The 24,200-nt window shown below is 72.0% G+C and carries 23 protein-coding genes; 2 read left to right on the top strand and 21 right to left on the bottom strand.

Annotated elements, in window-relative coordinates:
* Positions 1-243 precede the first annotated feature (243 nt).
* Positions 244-855, top strand: coding sequence for a hypothetical protein (locus ACIOGZ_RS29050; RefSeq protein ID WP_400988127.1), 612 nt, complete (start codon positions 244-246; stop codon positions 853-855).
* On the top strand, positions 855-1,295 hold the full coding sequence (locus ACIOGZ_RS29045) for a hypothetical protein (RefSeq protein WP_363631629.1): 441 nt from the start codon (positions 855-857) through the stop codon (positions 1,293-1,295). The genes ACIOGZ_RS29050 and ACIOGZ_RS29045 overlap by 1 nt, the downstream gene beginning before the upstream one ends.
* A 148-nt stretch (positions 1,296-1,443) precedes the next feature.
* On the opposite strand, the gene ACIOGZ_RS29040 is transcribed toward ACIOGZ_RS29045, so the two are convergent.
* From ACIOGZ_RS29040 to ACIOGZ_RS28940, 21 genes are all read right to left on the bottom strand, one after another.
* Complete coding sequence (locus tag ACIOGZ_RS29040) at positions 1,444-2,958, bottom strand: hypothetical protein (protein ID WP_363631627.1); 1,515 nt, start codon at positions 2,956-2,958, stop codon at positions 1,444-1,446.
* Between the two features lie 688 nt (positions 2,959-3,646).
* A complete protein-coding gene (locus ACIOGZ_RS29035) occupies positions 3,647-4,081 on the bottom strand; it encodes a DUF6283 family protein (protein WP_400988124.1) in 435 nt (144 codons plus the stop codon).
* Between the two features lie 183 nt (positions 4,082-4,264).
* Positions 4,265-4,792: a hypothetical protein gene (locus ACIOGZ_RS29030; RefSeq protein WP_363631623.1), complete on the bottom strand. Its 528-nt coding sequence runs from the start codon at positions 4,790-4,792 to the stop codon at positions 4,265-4,267.
* Positions 4,793-5,385: 593 nt separating this feature from the next.
* Positions 5,386-5,916 carry a hypothetical protein gene (locus ACIOGZ_RS29025; protein ID WP_400988122.1) on the bottom strand — a complete coding sequence of 177 codons (531 nt, stop codon included), beginning with the start codon at positions 5,914-5,916 and terminating at the stop codon, positions 5,386-5,388.
* A 326-nt stretch (positions 5,917-6,242) separates the two neighbouring features.
* Positions 6,243-6,959 carry a hypothetical protein gene (locus ACIOGZ_RS29020; RefSeq protein ID WP_400988120.1) on the bottom strand — a complete coding sequence of 239 codons (717 nt, stop codon included), beginning with the start codon at positions 6,957-6,959 and terminating at the stop codon, positions 6,243-6,245.
* Between the two features lie 739 nt (positions 6,960-7,698).
* Complete coding sequence (locus ACIOGZ_RS29015) at positions 7,699-8,037, bottom strand: hypothetical protein (RefSeq protein ID WP_363631619.1); 339 nt, start codon at positions 8,035-8,037, stop codon at positions 7,699-7,701.
* Positions 8,038-8,225: 188 nt separating this feature from the next.
* Entirely contained in the window at positions 8,226-8,906 is a 681-nt protein-coding gene (locus ACIOGZ_RS29010; RefSeq protein ID WP_363631617.1) for a hypothetical protein, read from the bottom strand.
* 1,486 nt (positions 8,907-10,392) lie between these two features.
* A complete protein-coding gene (locus ACIOGZ_RS29005) occupies positions 10,393-10,671 on the bottom strand; it encodes a hypothetical protein (RefSeq protein WP_400988117.1) in 279 nt (92 codons plus the stop codon).
* A 251-nt stretch (positions 10,672-10,922) separates the two neighbouring features.
* Entirely contained in the window at positions 10,923-11,411 is a 489-nt protein-coding gene (locus tag ACIOGZ_RS29000; RefSeq protein WP_363631610.1) for a hypothetical protein, read from the bottom strand.
* Positions 11,412-11,435: 24 nt separating this feature from the next.
* Positions 11,436-11,573 (bottom strand): hypothetical protein, encoded by a 138-nt coding sequence (locus ACIOGZ_RS28995; RefSeq protein WP_400988115.1) that lies wholly within the window; start codon positions 11,571-11,573, stop codon positions 11,436-11,438.
* Positions 11,574-12,038: 465 nt separating this feature from the next.
* The gene (locus ACIOGZ_RS28990; protein WP_400988114.1) at positions 12,039-12,209 is read right to left on the bottom strand and encodes a hypothetical protein; all 171 of its coding nucleotides are present in this window, start codon (positions 12,207-12,209) and stop codon (positions 12,039-12,041) included.
* A gap of 43 nt (positions 12,210-12,252) precedes the next feature.
* Complete coding sequence (locus ACIOGZ_RS28985; RefSeq protein ID WP_400988112.1) at positions 12,253-12,753, bottom strand: hypothetical protein; 501 nt, start codon at positions 12,751-12,753, stop codon at positions 12,253-12,255.
* Positions 12,754-13,120: 367 nt separating this feature from the next.
* Positions 13,121-13,582 (bottom strand): hypothetical protein, encoded by a 462-nt coding sequence (locus ACIOGZ_RS28980; protein ID WP_400988110.1) that lies wholly within the window; start codon positions 13,580-13,582, stop codon positions 13,121-13,123.
* Between the two features lie 120 nt (positions 13,583-13,702).
* Positions 13,703-14,446, bottom strand: coding sequence for a hypothetical protein (locus ACIOGZ_RS28975; protein WP_400988108.1), 744 nt, complete (start codon positions 14,444-14,446; stop codon positions 13,703-13,705).
* A 1,190-nt stretch (positions 14,447-15,636) separates the two neighbouring features.
* Entirely contained in the window at positions 15,637-15,918 is a 282-nt protein-coding gene (locus ACIOGZ_RS28970) for a hypothetical protein (protein WP_400988106.1), read from the bottom strand.
* 172 nt (positions 15,919-16,090) lie between these two features.
* Positions 16,091-16,321 (bottom strand): hypothetical protein, encoded by a 231-nt coding sequence (locus tag ACIOGZ_RS28965; protein ID WP_400988105.1) that lies wholly within the window; start codon positions 16,319-16,321, stop codon positions 16,091-16,093.
* 370 nt (positions 16,322-16,691) lie between these two features.
* Positions 16,692-17,444: a hypothetical protein gene (locus ACIOGZ_RS28960; RefSeq protein ID WP_363631597.1), complete on the bottom strand. Its 753-nt coding sequence runs from the start codon at positions 17,442-17,444 to the stop codon at positions 16,692-16,694.
* Between the two features lie 418 nt (positions 17,445-17,862).
* Positions 17,863-18,471, bottom strand: coding sequence for a hypothetical protein (locus tag ACIOGZ_RS28955; RefSeq protein ID WP_363631596.1), 609 nt, complete (start codon positions 18,469-18,471; stop codon positions 17,863-17,865).
* Between the two features lie 868 nt (positions 18,472-19,339).
* On the bottom strand, positions 19,340-21,436 hold the full coding sequence (locus tag ACIOGZ_RS28950; protein WP_363631594.1) for a hypothetical protein: 2,097 nt from the start codon (positions 21,434-21,436) through the stop codon (positions 19,340-19,342).
* A 557-nt stretch (positions 21,437-21,993) separates the two neighbouring features.
* The gene (locus ACIOGZ_RS28945; protein WP_400988103.1) at positions 21,994-22,827 is read right to left on the bottom strand and encodes a hypothetical protein; all 834 of its coding nucleotides are present in this window, start codon (positions 22,825-22,827) and stop codon (positions 21,994-21,996) included.
* 636 nt (positions 22,828-23,463) lie between these two features.
* Positions 23,464-24,087, bottom strand: a complete 624-nt coding sequence (locus tag ACIOGZ_RS28940; RefSeq protein ID WP_400988101.1) for a hypothetical protein — start codon at positions 24,085-24,087, stop codon at positions 23,464-23,466.
* Positions 24,088-24,200: the final 113 nt, after the last annotated feature.

The following is a 24,200-nucleotide window of genomic DNA, read 5'->3' as shown; positions in this document are numbered from 1 at the left end:
GGGGGCGTGTGCTCGCCGGCACGGGCCGGGTGGGGGTGGGTGGGTGCGGTGTGCGGCCGGGCGGGAACTTCGCCGGTCGCCGTGCGGGCCGGATCCCGTCTGACGGGATCCGGGGGTCTGTGTCCTTTCGCCGGGCGGCGGTGGCCGGTTGCCTGGACTGGTGCGGCGCCCCGGTGTGGGGCGTGTGTGCCTGTGGCGGGGTGCCGGTTCGTGCCGGGGCTCCTGGCGGAAAGGGTATGTGGGATGGCGAAGGGGGCGGCGGTTGAGCGCGGCGCCGTGGCGTCGGTGGCGGCTCGTCGGCGGGCGCGTGAGCTGCGGGCCATGTACGAGGCCCGTGATGTGGCACTGGTCCAGGGTGCGGAGGAGTTCCTGACGCTTCAGGAACGCACCGGCAAGGCGGTGGAGGTCATCGACCAGCAGATCGAGAGGCTGGAGGCGGCGCGGGATCAGGCGCGGCGTGAGGGGTGGGAGCAGGGTGCGCGGGTGGCTGCGCGGATGCGGGGTCTTCAGGTGCGGGGGGTGGGGGTTCGTGAGGAGGAGGTCGCGGACCGGCTCGGTGTGGAGGTGGGTGAGTTGCGGCGGATGCTCGCGCAGGTGAAGGCGGCGGGCGGCGGGCGAGGCGGGTTCGCGGCGGGGGTGGCGGGCGGGTCGGGGTCCGGTGCACGGCGGGCGGCGGGGGGTGGTGGCGAGTTGGTTGGGTCTGGTGTGGGGGCGTTGTTGGGCGGGGGCGGGCTGGTGACGGGGCGGCCGGTGGGGGCCGGGGTGGAGAGGCCGGGCGGGGGTGGCGGCGGGCCTGTGGTGCCTGAGGCCGCGCGGGGGGCCGGGGTGGTGGACGGTGTGAAGGAGGTGCGGTGATGGCGCGGGTGTCCGAGGTGACGGCGGGTGAGTTGGACCCGACGTGGCTGGGGGGTGCGCTCGAGGTTGTGGAGGAGGGGCAGGACGGTCCGCTGGTTCACGGGATGCGTCTGGTGTCCTATCGGAAGGTGATGGGGCGGGAACGGGTGGTGCTGGTGGGTGAGAACACCAGTGTGGTGGTGGAGTCGTCGGTGCGGCTGGCGTTTCACGTCGCTGTAGCGGTGGCGGACGGGTGGACGGGGGCGCTGGTGGACGGAGCCGCGCCGCAGGTGGTGGTGGCGCAGCCGGTGGCGGGGGTGGGATATCCGGTGGCGGGCGGGTATCCGGTGGCGCCCGGGCAACCGGGGCCAGGTGCGGTTGCGCAGCCGGGGCCCGTCGCTGCCCCGCCCGGGCCGGGGGGTCCGGCCGCGCCGTGGATGCGGCGGCCGCCGGCGAGCTGACGCGGCCGGGGACGGGCGGTCTGCTGGCGCGGTGGCGCGGGCCCGGTGGGGTGGGTGAGACAGGGGGTGGTTGCTGGCCGGGGGTGCGCATGGCGGTGCCCGGCCGCCGTGGGACTGGCGGCCGGGCAGGGTGACGGTGTGGGGTTGGTCAGTGCGGGGTGGTCGGGTGGGTCTGGATGCGGAGGCGCGGGTAGTCGCCCTGGGCGAACAGGCGCAGGATGTCGGCGTCGGTGACGGCCGGGGCGGGGCGGGTGGGGGCGGGGGCGGGGTTGTACAGGATGGCCGCGGTGGGTTGGCTGTGGACGGTCGGGTAGATCTGGGCGAGGTAGGTGCGGAGCATGTCGAGCCAGGGCAGGCCCAGCAGGGTGCCCCAGACGGCGGCGGAGACCAGCGGTGAGAGGATGTCGCCGAGTTGCTGGCACTGGCTCGTGCGGGAGCCGGTCACCGGGTGGTGGCGGGGCAAGCCGACCAGTGCGCACACTTCGGGGATGGTGAACCGGCGTCCGGTCTCCTGGCAGTACCAGCCGCGGATTTTCCCGGTCACGGCCGGGATGGTGCGGTTCAGGGTGAACACGTTGCCGCCGCTGGTCTTGCGTTCGCCCCGGGTGTTGATGCGGGTGTCCGTTGGCCAGCCGAGTACGAGGGCGGCGTTGGTGCGGATCCCGGGGATGGTGACCGGGCCGGGGCTGCGGTACCAGTGCGCGGACATGATGGCGCGTTTGCGGTTGCTGGGTGAGCCGAAGTCGGCGGCGTCCAGGTCTGCCCACTGCACCGACTCGCATCCGGCGATCCATAGTTCGCTCTGGATGTAGTCCTGGACGTCTTCCGGCAGGGCGGAGCTTTGCTCGATGACGATGGACTCGACCGGTGCGCCGATGGAGCGCAGGCCCAGGATCCAGATGACCGGGGCGAGCATGAGTCCGGCGGTGTCGGCGGTCATGTCGTCGACCAGTTCCCACAGTTCGGTGATGGGGGCGCCGGAGGGCTCGATCATGTGGTCGTAGCAGTTGTCGTCGCAGTCGGCGGGGTCGTCGTGGGTGCAGACTTCTGCCCCGTCGACCCACACGTTTCCCATGTGGGCGCCGACCTGGTCGATCGCGTCGAGGAGGATTTCGAGGTTGGAGGCGTCGCGACCGGCTCCGCGACCGGCGCGGGTCCAGTCGATGCACGGCATCGTGCACATGACGCGGCGGGTCCAGCGCAGTGTGGGGTGGCGGGGGTCGAGCGTCTTGATGTCCTGTTGGATGACGGTGCATCCGGCGGCTGTGCTGGTGGCAGCCGGGTCCTTCTTCAGCTCAATGCACACCATGTCGGCTTCGACGCCGAGGACCAGTCGCAGTCCGGCGCAGCCGCCGCCGCATCCGGCGCAGACATTCACCCCGCGGGGGGCGTCGCCGGGCTGGGGCGGGTAGAGCCAGCGGGCCGGGTAGGGGCCGGCGAGCTGGGCGCGTTGCGCTGTGGTGAGGGAGTCGAGGAGGGCGGTGAGTTCGGGGCCGTCGAGGGCGAACAGGTCCTCGTGGGTCGGCGTGGGCGTGGTGGGCTGGTCGGTGTCGAGGGTGAAGAGCGGGAGGTCCTCGTGGGCGAAGAGGGGGAGATCCTCGTGCCCGGTGGGGCGGGTGGCGGGTGTGGTGGCAGGGGTAGATGCGGGTGTGGGTGTGGGCATGTGGCTCCCGGCCTGGAGTGGGTGACCGGCGGCCGGGCTCCGGCCCGTGGGGCGGGAGCGGGTGACGGAGGCCGGGGCGGTTGACGCGCTCGCCCGGCGGGGCCTGGCCGGTCTCGATGTGCCCGAAGGTAGGCACGGGAGGGAGCCGGTCAACCGGGCCAACCGGGCTGGCGGACGGCCGGGTTGGGGTTGGTACGCCGGGCACGGGACACACGCCCCACACCGGGCCGTTTCCCCTCCCGGCTTGCCGGACCGGCAGGGGCGGGGAGCAGCGGGGCGTTCCTGGCCTGGGGGCTGAGCAGCGGCCCGCGCGGGCGGACCGCCGGGCAGGCTCGGGCAGAGCGGGTGATGCGGCCGGTCTCAGTGGTCCTGGCGAGTGGCAGACTCACCCGACCGGGACCGGGGCCGGGGCGCAGCGCGGGGGCGGGCACGTCACCGTGTCGGTGGGCTCTGCCGGGTGTGGCAGCGGCCGGGGCCGGAACAGGCCGGGTGGTGGCCCTGGTGGTGGCGCGGGCCTCGGGTTGGTGCGCCGGGCTACCGCATCGCGCTGGGCGTCCGGCCCGGCCTCGGGGGCGGCGGCCACCCGGTCCTGGCGGCGAGATGTCAGGTGCCGCTGGGAAGCGTGCTTGCCGGGTGGTGCACGACATCGGATGGTGGCATGGCGGCCCGGCCGGCCGGGTGGTGGTGCTCAGCCGAGGCGGATGTGCCGCCGCGTGCGGATGATCTTGTCGACCAGGCGGTCGGCCTCGGGGCCGGGGCGGTCGATGTCGGCCTGGCCGTGGGCGGCCGCCTCGTCTCCCGAGGAGAACAGCGGCACTGGGGATACGTAGGTGACCACGGTTTCGAGGGTCGAGCCGTCCATGACGCCCTTCATCAGGGCGATCCGTGGCGTCAGCAGGGTCTCGCCGTGACATCCGGCCCAGCCCGCGCACACGCGGCGCGCCTGGCTATCGGCGTCCGTCTGGTGGCACATGAAGACCGCAGTCGGCTGTTCTGCTGTCGGGGCGTCGTAGGCGCGGAGCTTGTCGTACTCCTCGGCGGCCCAGATCCCCGAGGGGACGTCACGCCGGTAGGGACAGCTGTCGCAGGGACGCGGCGCGGGTGGGCGGATCGTGGAGGACACGGAACGAATATCCGGGTTGCGGGGCACGGCGGGGCCTTTCGGGGTCGGCGGGTGCAGGGCGGTGCGGTGGTGGCCGGGACAGGCCGGGTGACGGGGCGGCTGCGGGGACGCAACGACGTGGTGCCTGAGTCGGTGTGCGGGCCGCCGGGTGCCGGGTGGGGTGCTCCCCCCTCTGGCGGGGCGTCAGTCGCGGGGGACGTGCAGTCCGCGTTCCTCGCGCTGGCGTTCCCATGCGCGGCGGCCCGACTGCTCGCCGGGCCGGAAGTCCTGGCAGGCGAACACGCTGCCCTCCGGGCCGTGCCACTGCTTGGTCTGGTTGCAGTTCAGGCAGAGGGTGATCGCCAACCGGTATTCGAAGCACACGGCTCGGTGCTCGTCCAGGGCGGCGGCCAGGGCGTGGTGCGGGGTCGGGTGGTCGTCCTGGTTGTCGGGGTTGGTCCAGTCGTCGGGGTTGAGGCAGGCTTCCGCGGTGGCGACGTCGAACCGGCCGGTGTACGACCACGGACCGGCCGGCATGAACTCGGCTGGGGCGTGGGGGTCGTTGACCATGTTCTCGGGCCAGACGCTCACCAGGCAGGCGCAGCCGGTCACTGTGTGATCCCAGCTGGCCAGGTATCCGCCGTCCTCCCACACGGCGACGGTGAACGCTCCGAACGCGTGGGGGGTGAGGGCGGCGAGGGCGTCCGGGTGGAGGGTGATCGTGCGGCTCATGGTGTGGCCTTCCTGTCGGTTCGGTGCGGTTCTGGGTGTTGGGCCGAGGGGCACCGGTCTGGGCTCCGGCGGCCGCTCGCGGGCGGGTCACGTGGCCGTGAGGGCAGGCGGGCGACGGTCTGCGTGCTTGCCTGGGTGTCGCTGGCGGGGAGGCCGTGGCCGCTCGCCGCTCTTCCGCCGGGTCGTCCGGTTGGTGGGCGGCCGGGCCCCTGTGGGGGAGTCGGAGGGGCCCGGCCGCCGTGCGTGCCGCCCCGCCCGGGGGATACGGGGGCGGCACAGGGGCGCCTTGCCCGTCTCGGGGGGCGGGGGCGGGAAGGCACCCCGGGGAAGCCCGCGCGGCCGGGGCGGTCACGGCCACCGGGCGGGAACAGGCCACACCGTAGGGCCGGCCGGGCGCTGGTCAACCCCTACGGCCCCGAACCAGAGCGGGCCGGGCCCAGCGACAGTGCCGCGCTCAGGCCGGCCCGGGGATGGGCACAGCCGTCAGCAGGCGGGGTTACTGCTCGTGCTCCTGGCAGTCGGCATCGCATTCGGGGGTGTGACGGGGCTGGTGAGGGCTGGCGGGGCGGTCGCCCCGTCAGCGGGCGCGGGGGTCAGAACGGCGGATCCACCGGGAGGAGTTCGGGCCTCAGCAGGCGCGCGCTCAGCCAGGGCCGGATGCGGGGGCAGGTGCACGCGTCGGCGTCAGGCTGGGTATCGGGCACGGACGCGCACCCGCACCAGCCCTCGGGGTAGCAGTCGTCGTCGGGAATGGGCGCGTGCCAGGGGCAGTCGTACTCGGGCAGGCGCCGCACGTCCAGGCCGCGGCGGTCGAGGGTGGCGGTCCACGGGCCGACGGTGAGGGTGCCGGGCTGATCGGCGGCGTCGGGGTGGCGGTGGGCCCAGCGCTGCCATAGGCGGCGGGGGTAGCGGCGCAGCAGGTCGACCCGTTCCGGGGTCGGGTCGGTGGCGTGGGTGTCGGTCAGGCCACCGTGGAGGGTGAGGGCGAGGGCGGGTTGGGGGCCGTCCCAGCGGTAGGGGTCCAGGGGGTGGGGGCGGGTGAGGGTGACGTCCAAGCGGCTGCGGGCGGTGGTGAGCGCGATCGTCCAACCGCGGAGCCGGAACTGGCGGGTGTGTACGGTCATGCGGAGTCTCCTCGTGACGTCAGGGGGCGGGCCCGTGGTCCGGGGGCGGGGCGGGATAGGTGCGGGCGGTGGGATGGCTCGCGGTGCTCTTGCCGGGGTGCAACGTAGCCGCGGTGCGGGGCGGGTCAACCGCCGAATCCGAGCAGCGGGCGGGCGGGTGGCCGGGTGCGGTCGCGGCATACCCCCCGCCCCGGTGAATCCCCACCGGCCGGACAGACACCAGCCGGGCGGCGGGTGGGTGCCCCCTCCCCCGCCAAGCCAGGCTGGGCCAGGTGTGGGGCACCGCCGGGCGGGTGCCCCGCCCGGCGGTTCAGCGGCAGAGGTGGTCAGATCGCCTCGACGGTGTCCCACTGCGGGTCCTCGCCCGTCTCGGCGTCGGCCCACTGGTCGTCGTCCTCATACACGAGCGGTTCGGTTCGGTCGTCGCCGTCACCCAGGGGGTCGACGGCGTCGGCCTCCGTTTCGTTCGTCGACTGGCCCGCGGCCAGCTTCTTCAGGAGCTCATGCAGCTGCGCGACCGACTCGATCTTGATCTGCTGGTGGTCGACGATCAGGTCGTAACGCTCGTCCCAGCCACGCGAGGCGCTGGTGTGCAGGTCCTTGTGGGCGGGCTGGAAGCGCAGGACGGCTCCGGAGGCGAGCTTGGAGGTGGCGGTGCCGTCCGCGTGCCCGGTCCAGGAGTCGGGGTGGCTGAGGGAGCTGTTGTAGGCCGCGATGCGCAAGGAGCGGATTGCAGCGTCGCGGGCCGCCGTGGCGAGGACGTCGTGGGAGAGCGTGTCGATGGACGGGTGGGGGTGGCGGTGCAGGGCGAACCGGCGGCGCAGCGGTGCGGTGAGGTCGGCGATGTGGTTGTCGGTGGTGGTGGCGGCCAGGGCTGCGGCGGCCAGCGCCAGGGTGGCGCGCAGTTCGGTGGGTCGGTTCGTGCTGATGGTGCGGTAGGTGGCGAGGCCTGCGATGGCGCCGGCGGCGATGGTGGCCGCAGGTTCGGCGGCGTCGAGGATGGTGCGCAGCAGTTGGCGGAGGCGGTTGGTGTGGGTGGTCATGAGGTCCTTCGTTGTCGGGTGTCCGGCCGGGTGGCCGGGGTGGTCACCGGGCCCGCTCCGGGCTCCGGGTGGCCCGGCTGGTGGCCGGGGTGGTGGCCGGGGTGGTCAGCGGTGCCGGGCCTGGTGGGGATCGAGTCGACGGGCCGTGCGGACGGTTTCAGGGGCCCGGAGGCTCGGGGTCCCGCACCTCGCCTGTTCTCGTCGGCGGCGAGGCGCGGGACGGTGGGACCGGCCGCCGTGCCGGGAGTGCCGGGCGGGCGTCGGTACCCGGGGTGCACGCCTTCGGCCAGGAGTGAGCGGGACAAGGCCGGGGGCGGGCACCCGATCGCACGCCCCGGCCGCCGGAACAGCAGGCGGCACGGTGCACTGCGAGAGGGAAGGTATGCCTGGCGCCCGGCCGGTCAACCCCCGCCAGGATTCCCGTATGCCGGGCCCGGCAGGACACGGGAAGGCACCCGAACCCGGCCGCCGGTACGGCAGACGGTGCGGAGGCGGCGGGGCGGGCGGGGGTCGGCGCCGGCCCGGGGCCCGGCCGGGTGGTCGTGCTCAGCCGAGACGGATGTTCTCCCGTGTGCGGGGAAGAATGGCGGGGAGGCGCCGGGGAAGCCCGCACGGCCGGAATGGCTCACGGCCGCCAGGCGGGAACAGGAACGGGATATGACCGCGGGGGACGGCAGGCCGCCGGTCAACCCCTCCGGCCCCCTGCGGACGGTGAGGTCGGCCGGCGGCGTGGTGTCGGTCACCGGTCAGCCCGGGCCGTCATCGAGCGAACGGTCTTCGCTGCCTCGCGAACCATGTCGGCCGAGCCGGGGCCGATCGCGGATGCGGCTCCGTAGTGCTCGGCGACGCGAGCCTCGGCCTCATCGGCGATGCGCTCCAGTTCGTCGGCGGCCCGCTCCAGGGCATCGGCGCGGATGGCGGCCTCGAACCGGTGGAGTTTGGTGGCGAATCCGCCGAGGAGACCGAAGTTGAGGTTGAACTCGTACCGGGCTCGCTGTACCGCGATGGCGGGACTGGGCTGCGCGGCCACCCAGTTCTTGGACAACTCGGTGAGGACGTCGTCGGGGTGGTGGGTCATGGCGGGATCCTCCGTGGTGGGTGGGTGTGGCGGCCGGTGGTTACCGGCCGCCCTCGGCGGGGGTACCGGGGGAAGCCCGGCCGCCCGCGCCAAAGGGGGAGAGCGAGGGCACGAGGGCAGCGGGGCTGCTCACGAGGGTTCCTCCGGGGGCGGGACCAGCCGCACCAGCGGCCGGACCAGGGCGGGGGTCAGGCAGTCGGGGCGGGGGTGCGCAAGCCGACACAGTCGGGGTCGTGCGAGCGGCCGCCGCGGTCCTGGCTGTAGCAGTCGCACGGCGCCTTGGGCGGGCCTGCCGGACGGTCCTGGGCGTCGGCGAGTTCGCGGACCGTGTCCGGGTCGAGGGTCGTCGCGGCGTTGGTGATGAGCGGACGGAGCAGGCCCCGGACGGCGTTCAGCGCGGCGTCGAGGAGCCGGGTCCAGGCGGTGACGGCGTCGACGCCGCACAGGCGGCCGAGGTGGGCGTAGCGCTTGCCGAACCACAGCGGGTCGGTGCCGTATACGGCCTGCTGGGTCAGGTAGTCGAGCATGCGGCCCGGGACCACGACGGGGTGACTGTAGAGGGCGGTGGTGCGGCCGGTGTCGGCGTCGATGAGCTCGGCGACCCGGTGGAGGATCTGCCCGGTGGTGGGGACGACCGCGGGGAGCGTTGCGGCGTGGGTGCGCAGCGCGGTGGCGATGGCGGTCGCCGCGGTGCGGGGGTTGAGCGGGTCGGCCGGCGGCCGGGGTGCAGCACGTGGGGTCGGTGCAGCCGCGGTGCAGGATGTCGGTGTAGTCGCCGTCTGGGGTGTAGAGCTGGGTGTGGAAGCCGGTGGGGGCCTCGTCGGGGTCGGGAAGGTCCACCGGGCTGCCGATGAGGACGAACGTGTCATCGGGTCCGGGGATGCGGAACTGGAGGCCGCCGTCGTCGGCCGGGTGGACGGTCGCGCGCAGCTTGGCGTGGTGCGGCGGGGGCCGTCACCGTTGTGGGGTGGTCTGGTGGCTTGGGCCCGATTCAGCTGGGGGCTTTGGGCAGGGCGGCGGCCCGTCCGGCATGCCCTGGGACACGGCGGTGAACGCCGGGTGGCGGGGCCGCCCCGCACCCGGGCCGGGGGGTGTGGGGCGCAGCAGCGGTGGCGGCACCCCGTGCCGGGCCTGGCCCTGCTGGTTGCCGGGCACCCGGGCAGCGACACGTTCCCGCTCCCGGCGGCAGGGGTGGGGCGAGCGGGGTGCCGGGGGAAGCTCAGTCGCCCATGTCAAGGGGGAGCGAGAGTGGCCGGGCAGCCTTCGGGGTGCTGGCCGGGGCGCCTGCCCCGGGGGTGGGGCAGGGGTCCCGGCCAGCGTGCCGCCACACGGTCCCCTGCTCGGCGTGTGGGGCCGGACAGAGCGGGGCGGCAACGGCACCTGCAACCTGCCCCGGGGGGGGGTGAGGGGTGGGCGGGGTGCCGAGGGTGTCTCGACCCACCCGCCCCGGGGGGAGGGGGGCGGGGAGACACCGTTGAAGCCCGCACCGCCGGAGCACGTCGGTACTCGACAGCGGCCGGGCGGGAACAAGACCCACGGTAGGGGCGGCAGACGACCGGTCAACCCCCGGCCTTGGACCGAACCGGACGGACCAGACCCGACCAGACCGAACGGGCGCGGCGGCCGGGCCACGGAACGACAGGGTCCGGCGGCCCGCCAAGGGGTGGGCGGGCCGCCGGGCTCCGGTGCTGATCTGTCAGTGGAGGGCTTTGACGGCCGGCTGGTCGTCGGCGTGTACGTCGGTCTGGGCGCGGCGGCCTCACGGCGCCCGGAGCGCAGTCCCAGGTGGAAGGCCCCGTACAGGGACAGGCTGTTGATCAGCATGCTGCTCGGGGTCCGCACCGTGAGGAAGTCGTTGAGGAGCTTGTCGAGCATGGTTGCCTTCGAGGGGAGCAGCAGAGTGTGCTGGCAACCGGCGCGCAAGGACGGGACGGCCGTGCGGCGCGTCCACGGCCCCGGGCAGGCGGTAGGGCCCGGCAGGCGCAACGGAGGATAGGCACGACAGCTGTCCGGTCAACCCACTAGCCATTGGTCGGAGTTGGCGCAGTCTGTGCGGTCGCCCCTGGGGCCACCGCGACACCCGGCCGGCCCGGATACCGGCCACTGCGGCACCGGGCCGCTCCCCCGGCCTGCGTGGTATCCGACCGGGTCGGACACCGGTCTGGGGAACAGCGACGGCCTGGGGGGCAGGCGGCCCCGACACGCCGGCCGCAGCCTGCGGCGGGCGGTAGCGCCATGGCACACACCCGGCCCGGGGCCGGGGCCGACCTGGGCCGACCGGGACACGCCTGCGCCCGCCCCCGCGCAGGGCGGGGGCGGGCGCAGCGGACACGTCCGCAGGGGACGGCGGGGACGTCAGGTGAGGGTTCCCCCGTCGGCGCCGTCGGCGATGAGTTGCGCCATCATCGAGATGGCCTCCTCGTCCGTCAGCAGGCGGACGTTGTTGCGGGTGAGCATGTCGGCGATGGCGGGCATCAGCTCGCCGACGGTCGTGATGGGCGGGTACAGGCCGCGGTCGTCGACGAAGTCGTCGTCGATGACCAGGTACGCGAACACGTTGTGCAGCGGCCGGTCGTAGCCCCACTCCAGTTGGGTGGAGGTGGTGGAGTCGAGTGAACGGGCGTAGCGGGACATCGTCGTCTCCAGGGGAAGGGATCGCGGACAGCGGTGGTGGCCGGGCCGGAGTCCGGCGACAGGAAGCCGGAACAGGCCGGGGTGGGGCGGGGTGGGGCGGCGGGCGGCGTCTCAGCCCACCGCTTGGGAGGGGATGAAAGGTGGGGACGGTGGGGGAAAGCCCGGCCGCCCGCACCAAAGGGGGAGGGCGAGGGCGGCCGGGCAGCCTTTCGGGGGTACTGGCCGGAGCGGCTCGGCCGGGCGGTGGGTGGCTAGTTGGTGGCGGGCGCAAGGGCGCGCTTGCGGCGGCGGGGCCTCGTGGCGAGGTAGTGCGCGGCCAGGCAGAGAATGGCGGGTGCGCAGCCGACGACCGTGCCGATGACGGTGGCGGCGGGGCCTTGGCCGACCGCGGTGGTGATCATCGTGTTGTGCTCTGCCTGGAGGACGCCGGCGATAACGAACGGGCTGATCACTGCGAAGGCCAGGTCGAGGCTGACGGCGAGGTTCGCCCAGCCGGTACGCACGTTGACCTGGTCGACCTTCTTGAAGTCGTCCATCGCCATGTCGGCGACGGTGCGCCGGGTGGCGAGGGAAACGACGGAGTTCACGAGGACGATGAGCACCAGCATGTAGGCCAGGTAGGCCAGTTGGTGGATGGATATCGCCACGATGAGGACGATGCCTTCGGTGGTGAGGACGCGGTGCAGGGGGCGGCACCAGCGGTGCGGGCAGGCCCTGGTCAGGGAATGGGGCTTGCGCATCGGGGCTCCTTCGGGAGGGACGGGTCAGAGCAGGTCGTCGAGGATGAGTTCGCCGAGCCGGATCAGGCCGGCGACGGCGGTGACGGCCGCCCAGTGCCTGCTGTCGGTGGCGGCCCAGACCCCGCCCCCAGGGGGCGGGGAGGCGCCGGGGAATCCCAACACGGCCGGGACGGGCCAACGGCCGCCGGGTGGGAACAGGACGCACAGTAGGAGCGGCAGACGGCCGGTCAACCCCTCCAGCCCCCGGGACCAGAGCTGGCAGGCCCGGCCCGGAGCGCAGCGGCAGTACCGGCGACGCGGGCGGGGTCAGTGGCTGGCCGGTCCCATGACGCCGCAAGGTAGGCGCATGAGCGAGCCGGCCAACAAAGCCCAACCGGGCGAGCGGACATCCGGGTTGGGATCAGGACGCCGGGCGCGTGACGGTGACGCGATCGGACCGACACCGGGCCCGGGCAACGACAGAACCTGAAGAACCGGGCTACCACGACGGACTCGGCAATCGGGCAGGCCGGACAGACGACTGCGCCCCGCCCGGCCGCAACAACGGCAGGACGGGGCGCAGCAGGACGGCACACTTCTTGGGTGGGAGCGGGGCAGTGCCCAGGGCCCGGGGGTGTCCCGGCCGGGTCATCGGAGACGGTCAGCGACGATGCTGAGGAAAGCCGCGCCGAGGAGGGCTGGCCAGAACACCACCAGGGCTGACAACAGCAGCCCTATCAGGACCGGCTGGGCGTCGAACGCGATCAGCAGGAGGGGCTGGTGCCTGATGAGCGTGGGCAGCACGGCCGTGGCCGCCACGATCCCGACAGCCCTACGGTCAGCAGCAGGGCGGCCAGCACGTTCATCGCGGGCCCTCCACCAGGGGACGGTCGGTGTCGACGGCTTCGGCAACGAGGTAGTCACCGGTCTCCAGGTAGTTCCGGATGCTGGCGGGAGACCAGGTATCGAGGGGCCGGGCGGGAAGAGGCTCGCCCATCGCCAGCGCCTTGGCCTGGGCCCACTCCATGGTCCGGTTGCCCCGGAAGGGCAGAATCAGCACCAAGGCGTCGGCGGGCCGGGGAATGCTGGTCGCCGGTGTGCTGTCGCTGAGGATGACCAGGCCGTCGGCGGGATCGTCGGTTACGGTGCAGGTCCTGGGGTTGGCGGCGTGCGGGCCACCTGTGAAGTAGTCGGTGCGCAGCAGGGTGCGCCCGCGCCGCGGGGCGATGGCGGCGGCGATGACCAGGTCCCCGGCTTTGACGTCGCCCGCACGGGCGACACACAGGCCGGGGGATCGACGCAAACTGCACCGGATGCTGCCGGTCCTGGCGACGACCACGGGGAACAATTCGATCAGATGCATACCATGACATCCTTTGCAGGTGAGCACCCCGGGGTTCTGAGGCGCGGCGAATGGTGGCCGGTGAACCGGGCCGGAAGCCCCACCCCCGTGGACGGGGGTGGGGAGGCGCCGACGAAATCCCGCACCACCGGAGCGCAGCAGCACTCGACAGCAGCCGGGCGGGAACAAGACACACCATAGGAACGGCAGACGACCAGTCAACCCCGGGCGCCGGTAGGGAGGGTCGCGGCAGTTCCCTGGGCCGGCAGCGGCCGATGCCGCGCCGGGAAAGCCCGCGTGACCCGGAGCAGGGCGCGCGGGCGCGCGGTAGGAACGGCTGAGCGCCGGTCAACCCCGGGCCGCGACGGCGAGCGGCGGGCCGGGGTGTTCAGCCGGCGGTGGTGCCGTCGGGGTAGGTCCACCCTTCGGCGTCCTTGGGGGCGGGCCACTGGAGAGCGGTGAGGCGGGCGCGGTCGGCGGGGTGGAGGTGGAACAGGGGGCTGAGGGTGAGTCCGGCGAAGAGGTTGCACCACGCGGGCAGCGGGACGGGCACGGTCGGCTCGCACGCGCAGAGCTCGTCGTCGTCGCAGTCGGCGCGGTGCGCGGGCCGCAAGCGCTGGGGAGCGGGATTGCGGATGGTGATCAGGCGCCAGTCCGTGATGGTGCGGCCGGGGATGGAGGGGTCTGGCTTGCCCGTGTCGACGCTCTCCCAGAGGTACACCTCGCCGGTGTGGCCGCCGCTGATCAGGTCGGTGAGGGCGTCACGCACGGGATCGTAGTTGAGGTCGTCGAAGATGAGCGTGCGGGCGGCGCTGGTGAGCCGGTAACCGGTGACGGTGACGGTGGTCATGGGGTGCTCCATGATGGTGTTGGTCGGTGTGTGTGGACCGCCGGGGCGGCACCGCGCCCCACCCCGGCCGGACGGGGCGGGGGGCACGGTGCCGCCCGGGGTTGCGGGGCGTGGGGCCGGTCAGAACGGAGCTTCCTCGGGGTGGCGCTCGGGCCGGGTCAAGGAGGCCTCCAGCCGGGGCCGGATCCGGGGGCAGGTGCACCCTTCGGGGTAGCAGTGGGGCCCGTCGTCGAAGGGCTCGTGCCAGGGGCAGTCGAACTCGGGCAGGCGCTCCACGATCACGCTCAGGCGGTGGACGGCGATCAGCCACGGACCGGCGGTGAGGACGCCGGGCCGGGTGAGGCCGCCGGGCTGGTAGCGGGCCGCGGGGTGGCGGTGGGCCCAGCGCTGCCACAGGCGCAGTGCCCGCTGGCGCAGCGGGTCGTGGGCGTGGACCGGGTCCGGGGTGGGGGTGTGGGGGTCGGTGAGGCGCGCGTTGACGGTGAGTTCGAGGGCGGGCTCGGGGCCGCGCCACCGGCCGGGGCCCGGGAGGTGGGGGCGGGTGAGGGTGGCGTGCAGGTGGCTGGAGGCGGCGGTGAGAGCGAGCGTCCAGCCCCGGACCTGAACGGCGTGGCGGATGCGGGAACCGCGCCCCAGGGACTCGGCCGTCTGCTCGGGGGGGCGGGGGGCCAGAAGGGCGAGGGTGTCCTCGAACGCTTCCTCGGCCGCGGCGCGGTAGGCGTAAAGCGCCAGGGTGCGAGGATCGCAAAAACCGTACTCGCTCCACTGGTTCAAGAAATCGGTGCAGGCAGCGACGGCCTCGTAGACGGCGGCGCCCGACTCGGGCTCGTACGCGAGATCGGACAGGTGGCGGCGGGCGGTCATCGGCTGGTGGTTCCTTCACTGGTCGGTGGCGCGGGCGACTGGGTCAAGGCACGGGGGTGCACGGGACAGAGGCCCCGACACGGGGACGGAGAGGCAGGTGCGTGGTGTGCGCGGAACGGCCGGGACCCCGCTCGGGGTGAAAGGGGGGTCCAGGCCGTCGGTGTTGGCCCGTACCCGGACCGGGGCGGGTACGGCACGGCTGGGCGCCGGGCTGCCGGGTGCTCTGTCTGGGAAGGAAAGTAGCCACGAGACGGAGCCGGTCAACACCCCAACCCCAGTGGGTGACAGGCCCGTTCAGTCCGGGCGAGGGGTGGGTTTGAACGGGCGGCCGGACGCGGCGCACCCGCCCCGCACCGGGCCTCCCCCTCCTGGTTGCCGGACACCGACCAGCGACACCCCTGCACCCGGAGCAGGGTCGGGGCGGGCACCGCCCTGCCGGTTCCCGGGGCAGAATGCTCGGGCGGGTGGGATGCCCGGCTGGCGGAGCGGACCGCACGGACCGCATCCCATCGGCCAGGCGGGACCGGGTGCTGTGGTCACCCGGCCGAGCGGCCTTCGGGGGTGCTGGCCGGGGTACCGTCAGGGCAAGGAAGGGCCCCCGGTCGGCGTGCCGCCACACGGGCCCCTGGCCGGCGGGTGGGGCAGGACAGGGCGGCAACGGCACCTGCAACCCGCCTCCCGCCTCCCGCCTCCGAGGGAAGGAGGCGAGGAACAGGGGAGGGAAGGTACCCCGGCCCCCCACCCGGCCGCACCAGGAGGGGAGAGCACACACCGCCAGGCGGCCCTGGGATGCCGGCCAGGACCGCCGGAAACGCAACGGCGACACAGCCGGCACCAGGCCTGGAGGGGGGCCGGCCGGGGCATCAGCAGCGGCGTGGCCGGTTCCATGTCCTGGCCGGGGGAGGCGGGCGGAGCGCGCGGTGCGAGGTCGGGCAGTGGTGTGGTGGCCCAGCCGGACGAGTCGTGCGCGGCCGGGCGGTGGTGTTCAGCCGAGACGAAGGTTCCGCCGTGTGCGGATGATCTAGTCGATCAGGCGGTTGGCCTCGACGAGTTCGTAGTCGGCGGGGAACGCTTCGATCAGCTCGGCGGCCTCGGTGAGCGCGGTGCTACGGGCTCCATCGAGGACGGCGCCGAGCCGGTCGATCTCGGCGAGGGAGAGAGCGGTGCAGGGCGGGCGTAGGCGGTCACGGCTACGGCTCCCCGGCGTCCTGGACGAGCACGTAGCCGCTGCGGCGGGGTTGCCCGGTTGCGGTGACAGCGCTGGCGTGGAGGCGGCTGGCGAGAATCTGGCGCTGGCGCTTGCCGGTGATGGCGTCGACGACCAGGGCCCGCACGTCGCCGGGGGTGTAGCGGAGGATGCGGATGGTGACGCTGCTGCGGGGGTCGCAGTCGCGGTAGACCTGGTGGCGCTTGATCATGTGGTACCTCCGGGTCGCGTGAACAAGGCCGCTGGTCTCGGCGGTCTGGCGCACGGGTCTATTGTCTCGGGTGGCTGCTGGGTGCGGCCGTGTGGATGGCGGGCGATGAGGACGGTGCCGGTGCCGACGGCGAGGAAGCCGTCGGCCACAGCGAAGAGATGCGGCGCCGTCACACGGCGGGGACCGACCTCGAACTGAATCTGGATCGCGTGGCCTCATCGCTTGATCACCGGGCGGCCTCGGCTTTGCCGGTGGTGTTGATCCGCCATCCGGTCACGCGATCGGTGACGGATACACGGTCGAGGAGGCCGCGTCGTTCGAGAGCAACCATGATTCGCTCGGTTTCGGAGCGATTGCCCCATATCCACCCACAGCCTGGGTACCAGGTGTCGGAGTGGTCCGGGGCGGCCATGCTTTCCAGCACCGCGCGCTGATTCTTTCCGAGTGTGACGCCCATGTGGTGTCTCTCTTCTCTCTCGCTGTGTGTCTGACGATCGGGGAACTCCCGCCCTTGACGACCCGCCCCAGCAGCCGGGACCCTGCGAATGGGGGTACGGGGTCCCGGCCGCCGGTGTGCCACCCGCCCCCGGGGGCGCGGAGGGACCGGGGCGGGGGACCCGCACCACCAGAGCGCATCAGCCCTCGACAGTGGCCGGCTGGGAGCACGACGAACCATAGAACCGGCGGACAACCAGTCAACCCCCGGCCGCAACGGGCGGACAGCGCTGCGGGCCTGCTACGGGTCTGTTCCTGCTGGCCGCGTCTGCGGACCAGCCCGGACGGGGCCACGCGGTGTTGCTCCGCGCGGCCCCGGAGAGTCAGCGGGGTCAGGGGGTATCTGAGATAGGGGTGTTGGCGGCGAGGAAGAAGCGGGCGGCGGCGAGGACGTCGCCGTCGAAGCCTTGCCGAAGTCGGGCGAGGGCGCGCGGACCGTACCTGTTGACCAGGTCGGGGGTGACGTCGATGTGGTCACTGGCGGCGGACGTGTCCTCGGTGACGCGGCCGTCCGCGAGCGCGCGTATGGCGTCCCCTGCGAGGTGCCATCCATCCAGGTTCGGGTTGTCGTACCGGGCGGTGAGTTCGGGGTGGAGGGCGGCGAGGTCGGCGGGCGTGGTGTCGGCCGTCGCCTGACCGCTGATCAGTGCCTCGGCGTAGGCGGCGGTGAGACGCAGAAGCCCCAGTTCCCACCCTTGCAGTTCGAGGCTGAGGAGGACCTCGGTCGGGGGGAGCGCGGGGGCGCCGGGACGGGCGCCGCGCTCCTTCATCCAGCCGGACAGGGCGGTGACGGTGTGCTGGTGGCGGTACTCGGTCGTCAGCAGCGGGGCGTCGGGGATGTGCCAGGCGCCGGTGCCGTTGATGGTGATCTCGCCGTGGGCGGTGGTGAGCTGCCACAGCACGGTGTCGCCCTGGTCGTCGGGTTCGAGGTAGAGGACGTGGTAGTCACGGGATCCTGCGGGGCTGGTACGGATGGTGAGCTCGACCGCGACGGCACGGTCACCGGAGAGGTCGGTCCTCTCGGCGGGGATGCCGTGCTGGGAGAGAGCGGTCGCGAGAGCGTGTGCGGTAGCGGTGGGGTCCATGGTGTGCTCCGGTGAGTTGGTGGACGGCTCTGAGGGCCCGGAACGGATCGAACGGGCCCGCCTACCCGGGGGCAGGCGTAGGAAAGCGGCCGGCGGCGCGGCGCAGCGCCGGGGCTCTCCCGGGTTGGAAGGTAGCCGCGGGACAGGGCCGGTCAACATCCGACCGAGCCGGGCGCCAAGCGGGTTGCGTGGGGGTCGGACAGCCGGACGCGGGCACTCACCCCGCGCTGGACCCGCCCCTCTGGTTGCCGGGAGCCGGGGAACAGCATGCGCACGGCGGCACGCCCCCAGGCACGGGGCAGGCGGGCCGGGGTACAGCGGCAACGCCTCGGCCGCGCGGCAGACGGTGGCCGCCTGTGCCGGGCACCGACTGGGCACGGGACGCAGCGGCGGTGCGTTCAAGTGTGGGCGGTGGCTGTCAGGCACGTTCCGTCGGACGCTCGTAGTCGACGATGCCAAGGTAGTTGCGGTCGAAGTGGTCCGTTGTCAGGTCGCTGCCGTCATAGTTGTAGGCGGCGTGGATCGCCTTCAGGTCATCTAGAGCGGCCTGGAATATGGGCGAGGGAACCATTACCTCCCGGCCGTGACGCGTCCCCTGAACGAACCCCCAACCGCAGGGGATGGCCTTGACCCGGATGTGGATCGAGCCTCCGCCGGAGTAGTACTCGCTGCGAATCGAGACCTTCACCTCAGGTGGGAGGGCACCGAGCCCGTCGACCAGGGCGAGCGCGCCCGGTGTGGTCGCCGGAAGTCGGCCGAGCCTTCGGGCCAGCTTCACGTCCTCACGCATCAGCTTGGCGATCGCCACCAGGCCGAGTGTCCGTACCTGGTGGTACTTCTCGCCGTACACCCGGTGATCACGTGACTCCCTCTCGCCGACGTCAACGCCGTCCCTCTGCGCCTTGGTCAGTGCCCGGGCGAGCATCCGGCGGGCCGTGTCTCGTTCCCCTTCTCCGGTGCGCGGATGGTCGATCAACGCACTCAGCGCTTTGATCTTCTCAGTGAGCTTCGTGGTGGTGTCGGACATCTCTTCTCCTGGTGGCTGGTCTGGGGTAGTGCCGGACGTGTGGCTGCGAGCGGCGCTCGGATGGTGACGCGCACTCGGAAGGCGCGGCGTGCAGGGGATTCGGGACGATGAGGTGGGCTGGCCAGGCCTGGGTACCGCCCGCCCGGCATGGTCAGTTGTCAGACGGGACACGGACTGGGGCGGCGTAGCGGACCGGGGCCGTGGGACGGTAGGCACGAGTTGGCAAACCGGCCAGGGCGCGGCCGGGGCGGTGGTGTACAGCACAGCAGCCGGGCCGGGGCGCTCTCCCGGGGAGGAAAGTAGCCACGGGATCGAACCGGTCAACACCCCAACCGCGCTGGTTTGCGAGACCGTTCAGGGCGTGCAGGTGGAGGGCGGTGAGGCGGGCGCGGTCGGCGGAACAGTGCACGCAGGTGGGCGGCAGGTGGGTGCCCGCACCGAGTCGAGGCGTGCGGGCGGCTCGGGTGCGGGCCCGGGAGTGCCGGGCGGGCGTCGGTACCCGGGGTGCACGCCGCCGGCCAGGAGTGAGCGGGACAGGGCCGGGGGCGGGCACCCGATCGCACGGCCCGGCTGCCGGTACAGCAGGCGGTGCGGTGCGAGAGGGAAGGTAGGCCTGGCGCCCGGCCGGTCAACCCCCGGCAGGATTCCCCTCTGCATCCTGCGGCCCGCACGACACGGGTGTCAGTCGCGGGGGACGTGCAGTCTGTGCTCCTCACGCTGGAGTTCCCAGACGGGCAGCCCAACTCCTCGTCGGACCGGAAAACGTCGCAGGCGAATGCGCTGCCGTCCGGACCGTGTTCCTGCTTGGCGGGTAGAGATGGGTGTGCCGCCCGGTTCTCCATGTGGTGAGCCGGGCGGCACTGGTGCTTTAACCGAGTCGTTCCTCTTCGGCCTTGAGCAGGGTGTGAAGCGGCTTCAGCCACTGTCCTTCGTTGTCGTAGGGGGTCTGTCCGTTGGCCATGGCCTGGATGCTGGGGATCTGTTCGGCGTAGATGCCTCCGGCTGCTTGGAGGTCAGAGATGGCTCGGGTGACCGGTCCCTGGAGGCGGCCGGACCACGGCTTCTGGCTGTGGTCGTTGCCGCGCCGGTTGTAGGTGGGGCCTTCCTCTGCCATGTGGGCGAGGAAGATCACGGCGGGGTTGACCCCCACGAGGTCGGCGATGGCGGTGATCTTGTCATAGTCGATCACGCAGCTAATGCCTTGGCGGCGGCGCCAGCCCACGGGGTGGGGGCTGTCGAGCACGTCCCAGTAGGCCTTGGTCAGGGCAACGGTCTGGAGGATGCGGACGATGCTCTTGGTTTCGGTCGCGGTCTGGACCTCGTTCATGCGTTGGTGGAGCAGTTCGGCGAGGCGGCGGCGCACCGGCGGCGCGTCACGGAGGTGCCTCGCCCGTGCGATTTCGTTGCGGTTCGGCTTGGTGTACTTGGTGGGGGACTTGTGACTGGTGGACCCGGTGTCGGCGGGAAGGGTTGTTCCCTGCTGGGTTCCGTCGGCGGCGGGCTGGCGACTGACAGTCGAGTCGGCTGCCAGAGCCAGATACGCCTCAAGGAAGGTGACGGCTATCTCCGTGAGGGCCTCCGTGAATCCGTGGGCGCCTTCGGTGTGGCGGGTCTTCTGGAGATAGGCCTTGCGGTGGCCCGCCATACGGATGGCGGTGCTGATGGTCGTGTCTCGGCTGCTCAGTGTGTCGAGGTGGAAGCCGATGGTATCGGCCTTGTGGTCGTAGATTCCGAGGGTGCCGTAGCCGACCAGGCGGCTCTCGGTATAGGCCCGGACCCTTCCGACGCTTTCTTCCCCCAGGGTTGAGCGGAGCAGCATTGCGGCGTCGTCCAGGTTCTGACGCTGTGCTTCGGAGAGGTCCTTGTGGTTGACCCATATGGTCGTGCGCTCTTGCCGGTCGGCCTCCCTGTGCTCTGCCGTGTGCCTGCGCTCGACCCCGAGAAGCCTCATGAGTTCTTCGTGCTGCCACCTGGGCAGATCGGTCTCCACGAGGTGTACACCGCTGTCCAGAAGCCAGGCGTCGGTTTCGATGCCCTCGACTCCTTCGTTCTTGCCCTGGTAGTACACCCGCTTTCCGGCTGGGAGGACCTGCTCGGCGATCCGCCGGAAAGCGAGTCGGACGTCGTAGTCGTGGACGGCGGCGAAGTACTGCTCTTGGGCGGCGATGGGCTCCTTGGCGAGGGCCCTGCTCACGAAGTGCTCGATGACGCCCGGTTCGGCGCAGCTGGCGAGGGCGCCAGTGAGGTGCCGTTCCAGTGCCCGGCCGTCGATGAAGGTTCGGTCCCGGTTCTGGTCCCCCTTGGCGAGGGCCAGAGGGAGGTCGTAGCTGACGGAGAGCCGTGGGTCGTCCGTGACGAGGACTCCGCCGATGTAGATCCGTCCGGGGACCCCGCCGAGCAGGATGCGGGCCTTGCCTGCGGGCGGGGTGTAGTCGGGTTCCGTGAGGTACAGGACGCGTGCGATGGCCTCGTCCGCGACCTCTTGGGGGCACTGGATGGTGATCTTTGTCCCGGCGGTCCGGTCCAAGGGGTAGAGGGTGTAGACCAGGGTTGCGGATGCCGTGCCGTTCCGGGTCGGGACGATGCCGTCCAGGAGGCTGCGGTTCTCGATGGTCGGGGTGAAGGTGTAGCCGACGGTGTCGAACCAGATCTCGCCGATGGCCGGGTCGCGTGCCAGGACGAGCGCGGCGAGCTTCTTGCCTTCGCCGAACTGGCCGATCTGGTTGGCGGTCTTCTTGGAGGCTCCGAGGAGGAATGCGTCCTGGGCGATTCCGGGGCCGTTGTCCTCGATGGTGAGGTTCCCGTCGGCCCAGTGGACGGTCGCATTGGGGTCCTCGTCGAGGGCGTTGGCGATCAGTTCGACGATCGCCCTCGGGGTGGTCCATCCCTTCACGTATTCCGGCGAGATGGGGAATGGGACGACGGTTCCCTGCCCGAGGTCGCGATGATTCTTCGGGATGCTCATGTATTTCTCTCTCCATCTTTAGCGACTCCTTCTTGGGTCGCTTTCGATGGAGGTGAAGGTACGGCCTCGAAAGGGCCAGTCAAGTCGTGCTTAAACCGGGAGAAATCCCCTTCGGAGAGGCCTCTCCTGTAGGCATTTTGCGGGCCCTTCCCTGTGCCGGGCCAGGGCCGTGGGGGTTCTCCCCCTGGTCTTCCGGTCCGAATGTGTGTGGTCGCGCATGGCGTGGGATCGTCGACGGATGCGCCCCTATGGGTTGCGGTCAGGAAAACGGCCGAGCCGCCCCTGTCCCGTATGGGATGGGGCGGCTGCGGCGTTGTCCCGTTATTCGTCCTGGTTGTTTCGGGCTTCCTCTTCGCGCAGGCTCAGGCCCCGCCCTCGAAGCGTCAGGCGGTGGACCACTTTGTTGCGCTGTTCTTTGAGGATCGATTAATCCCCGCGCTCGGCCCGGATGACCTCCTCCTCGGACCCGGCCATGGCGTAGCGGACCGGAAAGGTTCTCAGCGTGTGGAGCCGGCTCCAGACCCAGTTGGCGCCCGCGCGGAAGGCGGGCCATTGGGTCAGTGGGAGAGCTTGGGGATGAGGGCGGTTGCCAGATCCAGGCCGGTCGTCGTGGTCAGCGTGACACGGGCGGTAGGAGTAGCCCGCTGTGGGACGGGCAGCTTCAGGGCGACGGACAGAGGGCGGTCCACCGCGGTGTAGCCGAGCTCGGTGGTGTCGATGATGTCCGTACCCGGGCGGTCCTCGTTCTTGTGGGTGCGCAGGCCGTGGTGGGCGGCGATCAGCCGCCGGGCCACGGGGCCGTAGACCGAGTTGAGCGTGGTCCAGGGGCTGGGCCCGTGCGGGAGGACTACGGGAAGGGCTCGTTCGACCGTAGCGAGGGTCAGCCCGGCGGTGATGGTCACCATGTCACCGCGCTCGTTCACGGTGGCCTTCGCTGCTGTTCCCGGGCTGGGGGTCCAGCAGAGGCTTTGGCCTTCGCAAACGGCGGAGGCAATCGCGCCCTCGGGTACGGCCAGGACGAGCGTGTGCTGGGCTCGCATGCGCCGCAGCAGGCGGCGTCCGCTGCCTTCGGTCCGGGCGGCGTGCTGGTCGAGGTCGGGAAGGATCGTACGCAGGATCGCGGAGGCGATGCGCTGAGGGGCGGCCTGATCGACGCGCACGAATTCATAGTCGCCGATCGGGAAAGGCACTGCGTGGCCGTAGTGGCCGGCCACGATCAGCGTGTCCGGTGAGTCCTGGCCGATCAGGACTCGGCGGGCACCGTCGGTCAGCGCCGCCGCCGGGCTGCTGTTGAAGAGGACGCACGGCTCCGCTTCGAGGGTCCAGGAGCGTGGTTGCGTTGCGGGCTTGGGAAGGAGTTCGGTGACGCTGAGGGCTAGGTCGTTGAGCATCGGGGGTCTCCAGGGCTCGTGGCTTGGGCCGCACACACCGTCCGGAAGCGGACGGTTGTGGTGTCGCCGGGCTGGCCGGGCTGCCCATCGGCGGGACCCGGTGCGTGGCGCCGTGCGACCTGGGGTGGCCGGACGGATGGGAGGAACCGTAGGCGCCGGGCGTAGCCGGTCAAGTCCACTATCCGGTTCCGGCGTTGGCGCGCCGGCAGGCAGCGGCCCGCGTCGTTGCCTGGCTCTGCCCGTCCGGGCGGGGCCCCTGTCCGCTTCGGGACCCCGCCCGGGCGGTGGTACGCGGGAGTGCGGTCCCCTCGACCGTGCCCTGTGATCGGCCGCGTCGCATCCCCGGCGGCTGTCGGCCCTTGATCTCGTAGAGGATGGCGTCCGCCGCGCCCAGTGTCTCCGGCACGTCCTGCGGTTCGAAGGCGGGGCCGTGCCGACCGAGGCGCCCGCTGTCAGGGCAACGTCCCGGTACGCAACGAGAGCGGCGATCGCTGCCTCCAAGGCCAGTGCGAGAGCGGTCAACCCTGGGTGATGAGGCTGCCGACAGACCGGGCTCGGATGCAGTTCGGCGAGGAAACGGTCGTCGGCCGCGGTCTCTACAGACCGCGGCCGAGATTGATCAACGAAGAGTTCCTTCTACCAGAAGTGAGCAGGCGGAAGCGGTGTGACGGTCGGGAAGACCCGCACTGCCTGTCCGATACGCCACAGAGCCGACAGAAGGTCGTGTCGGCTGGTGGCTATGTGGTGCCTGCCCTTCCAGAGCGCATTCTGCCCCTGGGTACGAACGATGGAGAACACCGTGCCGTCTGCCAGGACAGCGAACAGGGCACGCTGACGATTTCTCCCGACCGGCCCGACGATCAGACAGCCAACGATGAGGAGTACTCCGACCGTCGTACCCTCGACCGCGTCGAGGCTGTCCAAGCGCGGGGTCCGCACGTTGTCGGCGAGGGAGCGGGCATAGGCCAGCATGTCGTCCGGGAATGAGATACCGCTGCCCGGGATCCGTCCGGGGAGTTCGAGGTCTCCGACAGCTGTGAGTTCAGCGCCGGGCTGTATGCCCTGGAAGCGGTGTGTCTCGGGGTCGGGGCGACAGATGCGCATCAACCGCGGCAGCACGTCGCTCTCGTTCAGTGGTCCGATGGCCTCCAACGGAGTGGCCTGCTGGACTGTCTTCTCCAGTTCGATGAGGACGGCGCCGATGTCGGCGGTGGTCTCGTCGGTAAGCAGCGCGCGGACGTGCGCGGCGAACGGGGTCATGGTCGGGTGACCTCCTCGTTTGTCAGATTCGGGGCCCGCCCGGGTGGCACAGGCAATGTGCTCCGCTACGGGGGCGGGTCCGGCCGGTGTGCTTGCCGGGGTGGACGGTAGAC

It is taken from the genome of Kitasatospora sp. NPDC088160, assembly GCF_044741445.1.
Lineage (GTDB): Bacteria > Actinomycetota > Actinomycetes > Streptomycetales > Streptomycetaceae > Kitasatospora.
This window is presented reverse-complemented; position numbering and strand designations above follow the sequence as displayed.